1 protein-coding gene is annotated in these 13399 nt (G+C 73.4%); it reads right to left on the minus strand.

Annotated features, from left to right (window positions below; translation table 11 throughout):
- Positions 1–27: 27 nt before the first annotated feature.
- Positions 28–13245 carry an SDR family NAD(P)-dependent oxidoreductase gene (locus F9C11_RS30465; protein ID WP_409180792.1) on the minus strand — a complete coding sequence of 4406 codons (13218 nt, stop codon included), beginning with the start codon at positions 13243–13245 and terminating at the stop codon, positions 28–30.
- Positions 13246–13399 lie beyond the last annotated feature (154 nt).

Below are 13399 nucleotides of genomic sequence, written 5' to 3' on the forward strand. Positions count from 1 at the left end.
GAGCCCTTCCTCTTTCGTGCGCGGAGTTCAGATCCCGAGCTGGTTGTCGATGAAGTCGAACATGTCGTCGTCGCTGGCGGACTGGAGCTGCTCGGCGACCGAGCCGTCGGCGCCGCCCTCCGGTCCGGTCAGCGCGGCGAGCAGGTCGGCGAGCCGGGCGGCGACCCGCGCCCGCGCGGTGTCGTCGGCCCGCAGTTCGGCGAGCGAAGCTTCGAGCCGGTCGAGGCCGGAGTAGGCCGACAGCGCGGGCTGCTCCGGAGCCTCCCCGGTCTCGGCGCCGAACATCCCTTCCAGCAGGAAATCGGCCAGTGCGCTCGAGGTCGGGTAGTCGAAGACCGCGGTGGGCGAAAGCCGTTGCCCGGTGGCCTCGGTCAACCGGTTGCGCAGTTCGATCGCGGTCAGCGAGTCGAAGCCGACTTCGCGGAACGGGCGGTCCGCGTCGAGCCCGCCGGCCCCGGCCAAGCCCAGCACCAGCGCGGCCTGCGTGCTGACCAGCTCGCGCAGCGCGTCCCGGCGCTCCGGTCCGCTCAGGTCGTGAAGCGTGCCGCGGGCGTCCGCGACGCGTTCGCCGACCGCGCGCCGGGCCGGAGCCGCGGGCCGGGCGCTGGGCGCCAGAGCCGAAAGCAACGGCGGCACCTCCCCGGACCGGCGCACCCCGGCCAGGTCGAGCCGGGCCGCCGCCAGCAGCGGACCGCATTGGCCCAGCGCCGCGTCGAGCACGCGCAGCCCTTCCGGTTCCGGCAGCGGAGCCAGCCCTTGGCGGGACATCCGCCGCCAGTCGGCTTCGGTGAACGCGCCGGCCATCCCGGATTCCCACGGACCCCACGCGATCGACACCGCGGGCAAGCCCCGCTGGCGGCGGTGCGCGGCGAGCGCGTCGAGGAAGGTGTTGCCCGCCGCGTAGGCGGCCTGTCCGGCGTTGCCCCAGATCCCGGCGACAGACGAGAACACCACGAAGAAGTCCGGGTTCATCGGCTGCGTCAGCTCGTGCAGATGCCAGGCCGCGTCCACCTTCGGGCGGAGCACCGCGGTCATCCGCTCGTCGGTCAGCGAGCCGAGGAGCCCGTCGTCGAGGACCCCGGCCGAATGCACCACGCCGGTCAGCGACACGCCGTCCAGCACTGCGGCGAGCTGCTCGCGGTCGGCGGCGTCGCACGCCAGCATGGTGGTTTCGACGCCGCGCCGTTCCAGGTCCGCGGCCAGCTCGGCGAGCCCGGGAGCGTCGGCGCCGCGCCGGGACAGCAGCAGCAACCGCTTGGCGACGCCGGTTTCGGCGAGGCGCAGGGCGACCAGCCGGCCCAAGGCCCCGGAAGCGCCCGTGATCAGCACCGTGCCCGCGGCTCGGGCGCCGTCCGGGGCAGGCGGCGAAACCCGGGTCAGCCTCGGCGCCCGCACCTCGCCGGCGCGCACCGCGAACTCGGGCTCCCCCGCCGCGATCCCGGCACGCACCCAGTCGAGGACCGCGGGACTGGCCAGATCGTCCACATCGGACAGGACGATCCGGCCGGGGTTCTCCGACTGCGCGACGCGGACGAGGCCCCACACCGGCGCGGCCGCCAGGTCCAGCGCGAGCCCGTCGCCGACGTCGACCGCGCGTTCGGTGACCACGGCGAGCCGGGCTTCGGTGTCCGCGGCGAGCCACGCCCGCAGCCGGGCCAGCACGTCGAGCGCGACGGCGTTGGCCTGTTCCGGCAGTTCGCCGCCGACCGGCGGCACCGTCAGCAGTTCGAGGCCGGCGTCCGAGGAGCCGGCGGACGGGACCGGCGTCCACTCGACCGCGTAGGTCGAGCCGTCCGAACTCGCGGTCAGCTCTTCGGCGCTTGCCGCGCGCAGCGCCAGCATCCCGACCGACGCGACCGGCTCGCCGGACGCGTCGGCCAGCGCGAGCGCGATCCCGCCTGGCGCCGGCGAGATCCGCACCCGGGCCGCCGAGGCGCCGGAAGCGTGCACCACCACATCGTTCCAGGCGAACGGCAGCCGCAGGCCCTCGGTGTCCACTCCGGCCGCGTGCAACGCCGCGTCGAACAGGGCGGGGTGCACGCCGAACCCGGCAACGGGAACGCCTTCGGGCAGTTCGACTTCGGAGAACAGCTCCTCGCCGCGCCGCCAGGCCGCGCGGACGCCTTGGAACACCGGCCCGTATTCAAGCCCGGTCTCGGCCAGCCTTGGATAGAACCCGTCCAGGTCGACCGGCTCCGCGTCGGCCGGGGGCCACTGCGCCAGGTCCGGACCGTCCGCGGGGGCGGCTCCGGCGGACACCGCGCCCGCCGCGTGCCGGACCCATTCGCCGTCGCCGCTCTTCGCGTAGACATTGAGCGCGCGGCGGCCGGTGTCGTCCGGACCGTCGACGGTGAGCTGAACCCGGGCCGAGACCCCGGTTTCGAGCTTGAGCGGAGCCTCGATCAGCAGTTCGTCGATGCGGTCGCAGCCCGCCTCGTCGGCGGCGCGGACGACCATGTCCAGCAGCGCGGTGCCGGGCACGAGGACCTGTCCGGCCACCGCGTGGTCGGCCAGCCACGGCTGTTCGCCGAGCGAAAGCCGGCCGGTCAGCATGACCCCGCCGGTGGCGGGCAGTTCGGCAGCGGCGCCCAGGAGCGGGTGCTCCGGGCTGTCCATGCCGAGGTCGTCGGCGTGGCCGCCGGTGATCGCGTTGAGCCAGTACCGCTGGTGCTGGAAAGCATAGGTGGGCAGCTCGACCCTCCGGGCACCCGTGCCGTCGAAAACGTTGTGCCAGTCGAAGTCCAGGCCGCGAACGTACACTTTGGACACTGCGGTCAGCAGTGCGCGGATTTCGTCGCGGCCGCGCCGCGCCACCGGGATCCACGCCTCGTCCGCGCCGTCGGGACGGCTCAGCGGCCCCATTCCCGAGAGGACGCCGTCGGGGCCGACCTCGACGAACGTCCGCACTCCCTGGTCCCGCAAGGTGCCCGCGACAGCGACGAAGTCCACGGCCTCGCGCACGTGCCGCACCCAGTAGCCCGGGTCCGTCACCTCGTCGGTTACCACGCGCCCGGTCAGCCCGGACACCAGCGGCAACTGCGGGCGACGGCATTCCACCGAGTTCACTACGTCGGCGAACCGCGCCAGCATCGGCTCCATCAACGGCGAATGAAACGCATGCGACACCGCCAACCGCTTCGTCCGGCATCCCTTCAGCTCCGCCGCGGCCGCGAGAACCTCGTCCTCCACCCCGGAAATCACCACCGCCGTCGGCCCGTTCACCGCAGCTATACCCACCCCGGCGCGACCCGCGATCACCTCCGACACCTGGTCCGCGGTCGCCTCCACCGCCACCATCGCCCCGCCAGTAGGCAACTCCTGCATCAACCGACCGCGCGCGGCCACCACCGCACACGCGTCAGGCAGCGACCACACCCCGGCCACATGAGCGGCCGCCAGCTCGCCGATCGAGTGGCCCGCGACCACATTCGGCCGCATTCCCCACGATTCCAGCAGCCGGAACCACGCGACCTCGACCGCGAACAACCCCGACTGCGCCCACACCGTGTCGTTGATGTCCCCGTACTCGCCCCGGATCACCGCCGCGGGCGAACCGTCCAAATGCTTCTCCAGTTCGGCACACACCGTGTCGAAGGCTTCCGCGAACACCGGGAAAACCGCGTGCAGCCCGGCACCCATCCCGACCCGCTGCGCACCCTGACCGGTGAAAACAAACCCAAGCTTGCCGAGCGACCCCACCACACCCGACACCACCTGGGCAGACTCGCGGCCCTCGGCCAACGCCGCCAACCCCGCGCCGTGGTCACCCAGCACCACCGCACGATGCTCCAACGCCGCCCGCGAAGCCAGCGACCACCCCACATCCAGCGGCTCCTCAGCCAACCCGACCAACCGCTGAGCCTGCGCCGCCAACCCCTCCGGCGAACGCGCCGACACCACCCACGGCACCACCGGCAGCTCGACGTCGATCTCGACCGGAGCCTCCGCGACCGCCGGCGCCTGCTCCACGATCACATGCGCATTAGTCCCGGAGAACCCGAACGACGACACCCCGGCCCGGCGAGGACGATCGCCCACCTCCGGCCACGACACCGCCTCGGTCGCCAGCCGGACCGCACCCGAAGCCCACTCCACCCGGGTGGAAGGCGTCTCGGCGTGCAGGGTCGCGGGCACCACGCCCCGGCGCATTGCCGAGACCATCTTGATCACCCCGGCCACCCCCGCGGCCGCCTGCGTGTGCCCGAGGTTCGACTTCACCGATCCGAGCAGCAGCGGCCGGTCGGCCGGTCGGTCCTGTCCGTACGTGGCCAGCAGTGCTTCCGCCTCGATCGGGTCGCCCAGCCGGGTTCCCGTGCCGTGTCCGTCCACGACGTCCACGCCGTCCGGATCCAGTCCCGCGCTGGCCAGTGCCGCGCGGATCACCCGCTGCTGCGACGGGCCGTTCGGCGCCGTCAAGCCATTCGACGCACCGTCCTGGTTCACCGCGCTGCCAGCCACCACGGCCAGCACTTGATGCCCGTTGCGCCGCGCGTCCGACAATCGTTCCAAGACCAGAACCCCGGAACCTTCGCCCCAGCCGACACCGTCGGCACCGTCCCCATAGGACTTGCACCGGCCGTCCGGCGACAGGCCCCGCTGGCGCGAAAAGTCGAAGAACGCGCCTGGAGTGGACATCACCGTCACGCCGCCAGCCAGCGCCAGCGAGCACTCCCTCGCATTCAAAGACTGCGCAGCCAAATGCAGCGCGACCAACGAAGACGAACACGCGGTATCCACCGTCACCGCCGGACCTTCCAAGCCCAGCGCGTAGGAAACGCGACCGGAAGCGACCGAACCCATGCTGCCGGTGCCCAGGTAGCCTTCCGAGTCTTCGTGGACCTGATGCCAGGACAGATAGTCGTGGTAGAACAACCCCGCGAACACCCCGGTGTCGCTGCCCCGCAACGAGTTCGGGTCGATCCCGGCGTCCTCCAGCGCGTCCCACGACGTCTCCAGATACACCCGCTGCTGCGGATCCATCGCCAGCGCCTCGCGGGGGCTGATGCCGAAGAACTCCGCGTCGAAACCGGTGGCCCCGTAGAGGAAGCCGCCCTCCGCGGCGACGCTCTTCCGCACCGCGTCCGGATCGGAGTCGACGAGGTCGGCGGGCCAGCCCCGGTCCGTCGGGAAGGCCCCGACCGCGTCGGTGCGCGCTTCGAGCAGCTCCCACAGCTGCTCGGGGGACGAGACCCCGCCGGGGAAGCGGCAGGCCATGCCCACGATGGCGATGCGATCGTCGCCGGCGGCCGCGCGCGGTGCGACGCGGGCGGGGGCGGTCTCGCTCCGGCCGGTCAGTTCTCCCAGCAGGAACTCGGTCAGTGCGGCCGGGGTCGGATAGTCGAACACCACGGTGGCGGGCAGCCGCACGCCGGTAGCGCCGCCCAGGCGCGTCCGGAGTTCCACGGCGGTCAGCGAGTCGAAGCCGGAGTCGCGAAAGGACCGTCCGAAGTCGACAGTCGCGTCTCCGGTCAGGCCGAGCACCTGTCCGGCCTGCGCCAGCACCAGGTCCCGCACGACGTCCGCCCGCTCGGCCTCGCTCGCCGACGCGAGCCGCTCGGCCAGTGCGTTCCCGTCGGCGGACGGCTGCCCGACGGTGCGGCGGGCGGGCGCCGAGGCGCCGGCCAGCCCGGACAGCACCGGCGGCGCCTCCCCGGCCCGCCGCAGCGCGGCCAGGTCCAGCCGGGCCGCGACCAGCAGCGGCGCGGGAGCGGCGACCGGACCGGTCACCAGGTCCACCACGGCGAGGCCCTGCGCCGCGGACAGGGTCCGCAGGCCCTGGCGGGACAGCCGGGTGCGATCGGTCCCGGTCAGTTCTCCGGCCATGCCGGTGTCCCACGGGCCCCAGGCCAGCGACACCGCGGGCAGGCCCTGCTGGCGCCGATGGGCGGCGAGCGCGTCGAGGAAGGTGTTGCCCGCCGCGTAGTTCGCCTGCCCGGCGGTGCCCCACACCCCGGCGACCGACGAGAACAGGACGAAGAAGTCCAGCTCGGCGCCCTCGGTCAGCTCGTGCACCTGCCACGCACCGTCGACCTTCGGCCGCAGCACGGAGGCCATCCGCTCGGCTGTCAGCGACTCGACGACCCCGTCGTCGAGCACTCCGGCGGCGTGCACCACACCGGTGAGCGGCACGCCGTCCAGCACCGCGGCCAGCTGCGCCCGGTCAGCGACGTCGCACGCGGCGACGGTCACCTCGACCCCGGACTGCTCCAGTTCCGCCGCCAGCGCCGGCATTCCCGGTGCCTCGGCTCCCTTGCGGGACACCAACACCAGCCGCGCGACGGCACCGGTCTCGGCCAAGTGCCGGGCGACCAGTCCGCCCAGCGCACCGGACGCGCCGGTCACCAGCACGGTGCCCGGACGGGTCCGGGGAGCCGGACGCGGCGCGGTCGTCCTGGCCAGCCGCGGGACCCGCACCTCCCCGGAACGCACCGCGAACCGCGACTCGCCGGCGGCCGCGGCGGCCCGCAGAGCCCGCTCGTCGGCGCTGCCGTCCACATCGGACAGGACGATGCCGCCGGGATGCTCGGCCTGCGCGGCCGAGACCAGGCCCCACACCGTCGCGGCGGCCACGTCGAGAGGCAGGCCGTCACCGGCGTCCACCGCGCGTTCGGTGACCACGACCAGCCGGGCTCCGGTGTCCGCCGCGAGCCATTCCCGCAGCACGGCCAGCACGCCGGCCGCCGCGGCGTGCGCTCGTTCCGGCACTGGTCCTGCGGCCGGATTCACCCGCAGGACCAGGAAATCGGCGTCTTCGCCGCTTCCCCACTCCGCCCAGCGGCCGGCGTCCGGGGAACCGGACGGCACCGGCGCCCATTCCAGGCGGAACAGGTCGTCCCGGGCAGTTTCCTGGCCGGACGGCAGCGGCCGCAGGGCCAGCGCGCCCACGGTGGCGATCGGTTCGCCCGCCGGATCGGCGAGGACCAGCGAGACCCCCTCGGCCCGCGGACTGATGCGGACCCGGGCGGTCGTCGCGCCCGTCGCGTGGACCCGGACGTCCCGCCAGGCGAACGGGACCTCCAGCCGGCCGCCGTCGGCGCCGACCACCGCGTGCAGGGCGGCGTCGAACAGCGCCGGGTGCACGGCGAAGCCGGCGACCTCGGTGTCCTCGGGCAGCGCGACCTCGGCGAACAGGTCCGCGCCGAGCCGCCAGACCGCGCGGACGCCCCGGAACGCCGGCCCGTAGCCGAGTCCGGCTTCGGCCAGCGCCGGGTAGAAGTTCTCCAGCTCGACCGGCGCCGCCCCGGCCGGGGGCCACTGCGCGAACCGCACGGCCTCGACCGCGGCGCCCGGCCGCACGGTTCCCGCCGCGTGGCGCACCCAGTCGTCGCCGGCACGGGCGTACAGGGCCGCTTCGCGGCTGCCGTCCGGGCCCGGTCCGCTCACCGTGACCTGGACCCGCACCGAATCCTCGAGTACCAGCGGAGTTTCCATCAGCAGCTCGTCGATGCGGTCGCAGCCCGCCTCGTCGGCGGCGCGGACGACCATGTCCAGCAGCGCGGTGCCGGGCACGAGGACCCGGCCCGCCACCACGTGGTCGGCCAGCCACGGCTGTTCGCCGAGCGAAAGCCGGCCGGTCAGCATCACCCCGCCGGTCGCGGGCAGCTCCACCGCCGCGCCCAGCAACGGATGCCGAGGGCTGTCCAGGCCGAAGTCGTCGGCGCGGCCGCTCGCGACCGCCTTCAGCCAGTACCGCTGACGCTGGAACGCATAGGTGGGCAGCTCGACCCGCCGGGCGCCCGTGCCGTCGAAAACGTTGTGCCAGCCGAAATCCAGACCGCGAACGTACACTTTGGACACCGCCGTCAGCAGCGCACGGACCTCGTCGCGTCCGCGCCGCGCCACCGGAATCCACGCCTCGTCCACGCCGTCGGGACGGCTCAGCGGCCCCATCCCCGACAGAACCCCGTCCGGACCGACCTCGACAACCGTCCGGACTCCCTGGTCCCGCAACGTTCCCGCCACGTCCGAGAAGCGCACCGCCTCGCGCACATGCCGCACCCAGTAACCCGGATCAGTCACCTCGTCGGCCACGACGCGCCCGGTCAGCCCCGACACCAGCGGCAGCTCCGGACGACGGCATTCCACCGAGTTCACTACGTCGGCGAACCGCGCCAGCATCGGCTCCATCAACGGCGAATGAAACGCATGCGACACCGACAACCGCTTCGTCCGGCACCCCGCGCCCGCCAGTTCCTCCGCCGCCGCCAGCACCTCGTCCTCGACGCCGGAAATCACCACCGCGTCCGGGCCGTTCACCGCGGCTACACCCACCCCGGCGCGGCCCGCGATCGCCTTCCGGACCTCGTCTTCAGCCATCTCGACGGCGACCATCGCCCCGCCGGTCGGCAACTCCTGCATCAACCGACCACGCGCCGCCACCACCGCACACGCGTCGGCAAGCGACCACACCCCGGCCACATGAGCGGCCGCCAACTCGCCGATCGAATGGCCCGCGACCACATTCGGCCGCATTCCCCACGATTCCAGCAGCCGGAACCACGCAACCTCGACGGCGAACAACCCCGACTGCGCCCACATCGTGTCGTTGATGTCCCCGTACTCGCCCCGGATCACCGCCGCAGGCGAACCGTCCAAATGCTCTTCCAACCCGGCACACACCGCGTCAAAGGCTTCCGCGAACACCGGAAACACCGAATACAGGCCCAATCCCATGCTCAAGCGCTGGGCACCCTGCCCGGTGAAAACAAACCCGACCTTGCCGAGAGAACCCGCCACACCCGACACCACCTGGGCCGACTCGCGACCCTCGGCCAACGCCGCCAACCCCGCACCGTGGTCGCCCAGCACGACCGCACGATGCTCCAACGCCGCCCGCGAAGCCAGCGACCACCCCACATCCAGCGGCTCCTCAGCCAACCCGACCAACCGCTCGGCCTGCGCCGCCAACCCCTCCGGCGAACGCGCCGAAACCGGCCACGGCACCACCGGCAGCTCGACGGTGATCTCGACCGGAGCCTCCGGAACCACCGGCGCCTGCTCCACGATCACATGCGCATTGGTCCCCGAGATACCGAACGACGACACGCCCGCCCGGCGAGGACGATCGCCCACCTCCGGCCACGACACCGCCTCGGTCGCCAACCGGACCGCACCCGATTCCCAGTCCACCCGGGACGATCGCTCGCCCGCGTGCAGGGTCGCGGGCAGTTCCTCGTGCCGCAGGGCGAGCACGGTTTTGATCACGCCCGCCACTCCGGCGGCCCACTGCGCGTGCCCGATGTTCGATTTCACCGACCCCAGCCACAGCGGACGGTCCCGGTCCTGCCCGTAAGTCGCCAGCAGTGCTTCCGCCTCGATCGGATCGCCCAGCCGGGTCCCCGTGCCGTGCCCCTCCACGGCGTCGACGTCCGCGGCCTCGATGCCCGCGTCGGCGAGCGCGGCGCGGATCACCCGCTGCTGCGAAGGACCGTTCGGCGCCGTCAAGCCATTCGAGGCGCCGTCCTGGTTCACCGCGCTGCCAGCCACCACGGCCAGCACTTGATGCCCGTTGCGCCGCGCGTCCGAAAGCCGTTCCAAGAGCAGCAGACCGCCGCCCTCGGCCATGCCCATTCCGTCGGCCTGCTCCGCATAGGCCTTGCAGCGGCCGTCCGGCGCCAGCCCCTGCTGCCGGGTGAACCACTCCAGCCACGACGGCGTCGCGTGCACCGTCACGCCGCCGGTCAGCGCCAGCGAGCACTCCCCGGCACGCAACGCCTGCGCCGCCAGATGCAGGGCGACCAAGGACGACGAGCACGCCGTGTCGACAGTGAGCGCGGGGCCTTCCAGGCCGAGGGTGTAGGAGACCCGGCCGGAGAGAATGCTGGGCGCGATCCCGGATTGCAGATGCCCCTGAAGCTCTTCGGGCGCGTTGCCGCCGTACCCGGAGGCCGCGCCGCCGACGAACACGCCAGTCGCCGAGCCGCGGAGCCGTTTCGGATCGATGCCCGCGCGTTCGAACGCCTCCCACGACAGTTCCAGCAGCATCCGCTGCTGCGGATCCATCGCCAGCGCCTCGCGCGGGCTGACGCCGAAGAACGCGGCGTCGAATTCTCCCGCCGCGGCAAGGAATCCGCCGCCGACCGTGGCGATTTCGCCGAGGCTGTCCCAGCCCCGGTCGGCGGGCAGCGGCCCGACGGCGTCGCCGCCCGCGGCCAGGAGCCGCCACAGCTGCTCGGGGTCGCTGATGCCGCCGGGCAGGCGGCAGCTCATCGCGACGATCGCGATCGGCTCGTCCGCGGCCGCGCCGGTGCGCTCCGGCGTCGGCGCGGCGTCGGCGAGCCCGAGAAGTTCGGTGCGCAGGAACTCGGCCAGCGCGAGCGGGGTCGGATGGTCGAAGGTGAGCGTGCTGGGCAGCTTGCGCCCCAGCGCGGTGCACAACCGGCCGCGCAGGTCGACCCCGGTGACCGAGTCGAAGCCGATCTCCTTGAAGGTCAGCGCGGAGTCCACCGACTCCGGCGAAGCGTGCCCGAGCACGGCGGCGGCCTGCGCCCGCACCAGGTCGAGCACGCGCGCGACCTGCTCCGCGGCCGGCTTTCCGGCCAGTGTCCGCGCCCACCCGGAGACCGGGGCGGCCACGGGTTCCGGCAGGCTCGCGGCGCTGCCGTCGAGCTGGCGGGGAGTTCCGGCGTCGAGCCAGAAACGTTCGTGCTGGAAGGCGTAGGTGGGCAGGTCGACGCGGTTCGCCGCGGGCAGCACGGCAGTCCAGTCCACCGGCGCGCCGTGCGTGTACGCCTCGGCGAAGGACGTGAGCAGCCGGACGCTGTCGCCCTCGTCGCGGCGCAGCGTGCCGCACACCGCACCGGCGTCCTCCAAGGTGTCGGCGATCGCGGCCGTCAGCACCGGATGCGGGGACACCTCGATGAACACCCGGTCGCCGAGAACCCGCACGGCACGGTCGAATCGCACCGGCGCCCGCAGGCTTTCGTACCAATACCCGGCGTCCAGTTCTTCGCCGGTCAGGGTCTCCCCGGACATCGCCGACACCATCGGCACCCGGCCCTTGCGCGGCTCAATCCCCGCCAGCACCGCACGGATCTCCGCTTCCAGGCTCTCCACCTGCGCACAATGCGACGCGTAATCCACCGCCACCATCCGCGCCCGGATGCTTTCAGCGTCCAATTCGGACTTCAGCTCCGCCAACGCCTCCGGCTCACCCGACACGACCACCGCAGCGGGACCGTTCACCGCAGCGAGAGCCAGCTTCTCGCCCCACCGGCCCAGCCGCCCCTCGACTTCGGCAGCATCCGCGTTGACCGACAACATGCCGCCCAGACCCGCGAGCGCAGTCAGCGATTTCGACCGCAGGGACACGATCCGCGCGCCGTCCTCGAGGGACACCATCCCCGCGACCGTGGCCGCCGCGATCTCGCCCTGGGAATGGCCCACCACCGCGGCGGGCGCGACGCCCGCGGCTTCCCACGCCGCGGCAAGGGAAACCATCACCGCCCACAACGCGGGCTGCACGACGTCCGCCGACTCCAGCTCGCCTTCGAGCGCCTCGGGCAGCTTCCAGTCCACAAAGGACTCCAACGCCCGCTCGCACTCCGCCAGCCGGGCCGCGAACGCCGGATTCGCCCGGGCCAGCGCGAGCCCCATGCCCCGCCACTGCGAACCCTGGCCGGGAAAGACGAACACCGGCCGCGCGGAACCGCGCGCGACCCCGGAGACGACCCCGGCCCCGGGCGCCCCGTCGGCGAGGCCGGCCAGCCCGGTCCGCAGGTCCCCGGTCACCACCGCGCGATGCTCGAACGGGGTCCGGGTGGTGGCCAGCGACCAGGCCAGCTCAGCCGGTTCGAGCCCGGGCCGCGCCGACACCCAGTCGCGCAGCCGGGCCGCCTGGGCCCGCAGCCCCTCGGCCGAGCGGGCGGACAGCACCCAAGCCGGGACCGCTTCCGGCGCCGGCGCCAGCTCCGCGGCGCGGGGCGCTTCTTCCACGATGACGTGCGCGTTGGCGCCGCTGAGCCCGAATCCGGACACCCCGGCCCTGCGCGGCCGCCCGCCCTCCGGCCACCGCACCGGTTCGCTCAGCAGCCGGACCGTGCCGCGCGACCAGTCGACGCGCGGGGTCGGCTTCCCGCCGTGCCGGGTCGCGGGCAGCACACCGTTGCGCAGCGAGAGCACCATCTTGATCACCCCGGCCACCCCGGCGGCGGCCTGGGCGTGCCCGAGGTTCGACTTGACCGAGCCCAGCCACAACGGCTCGGCCCGCTCCCCGCCGTAGGCGGCGAAAAGGGCTTCCGCCTCGATCGGGTCGCCGAGAACGGTCCCGGTCCCGTGCGCCTCCACCGCGTCCACTTCGGACGGATCGAGCCGGCCATTGGCCAGCGCCTGGCGGATCACCGCCTGCTGCGCCTCGCCGTTCGGGGCGGTCAGGCCGTCGCTCGCGCCGTCGGAGTTGACCGCGGAACCGCGCAGCACGGCCAGCACCGGCTGTCCGTCGCGCAGAGCGTCGGACAGCCGCCGCAGCACGAGCAGGCCGACCCCCTCCGACCACACGGTGCCGTCCGCGTCGGCGGAGAACGGCAGGCAGTCCCCCTCCGGCGACAGCGCCCGCAGGCCGCTGAACGCGACGAAGTTGCCGGGCGTAGACATCACGGAGACGCCGCCGGCCAGCGCCAGCGAGCAGTCGCCGGCGCGCAATGCTTGTGCGGCAAGGTGAATCGCGACCAGCGAACTGGACGCGGAGGTGTCCACGGTGAGGGACGGCCCGCGCAGCCCGAGCAGGTACGAGACCCGGCCGGACAGCACGCTGGTCGTGGTGCCGGTCAGCAGGTAGCCCTTCACCGGCGAGGGCGCGTCCTCCAGCCGCGGGCCGTACTCCCGGGGCTCCGCGCCGACGAAAACCCCGGCGCTGGCGCCCCGGAGCGACTCCGGGACGATGGCAGCCCGTTCGAGGGCCTCCCACGAAGCTTCCAGCAGCAGCCGCTGCTGAGGTTCCATCGCCAGCGCCTCGCGCGGCGGAATGCCGAAGAACCGCGCGTCGAAACCGGTCGCGTCGTCGAGGAAACCGCCGCGGGCGAGGTAAGTCTTCCCGGCCGCTTCCGGATCCGGGTCGTGCAGGCCCGGCCGCCACCCCCGGTCTCCGGGGAACGCCGAGAGCACGTTCCCGCCCCGGGCCAGCAGCTCCCAGAGGTCTTCGGGCGAGCGGACGCCGCCGGGGTACCGGCAGCTCATGCCGACGATGGCCACCGGCTCCGCGCCGTCGGCCGCGCATCCCGTGCCGTTCGTTCGGTCAGTCTCGTTCACAACACCCTCGGCATTCCGGAGATCTTCTGCGATAGCTGCGCGAATCCGGCCGCTACCTGGCACGGGCGGCGGGCGGGGAAGGACGCGCGGACGCGGGCCTTCCCCGCCCGGCGGGGATCGGGGCCGCCCCCTGGGGGTCGGGGCGGCCCCGGGG

Origin of the sequence: Amycolatopsis sp. VS8301801F10, assembly GCF_046195355.1 — a bacterium.
Lineage (GTDB): Bacteria > Actinomycetota > Actinomycetes > Mycobacteriales > Pseudonocardiaceae > Amycolatopsis.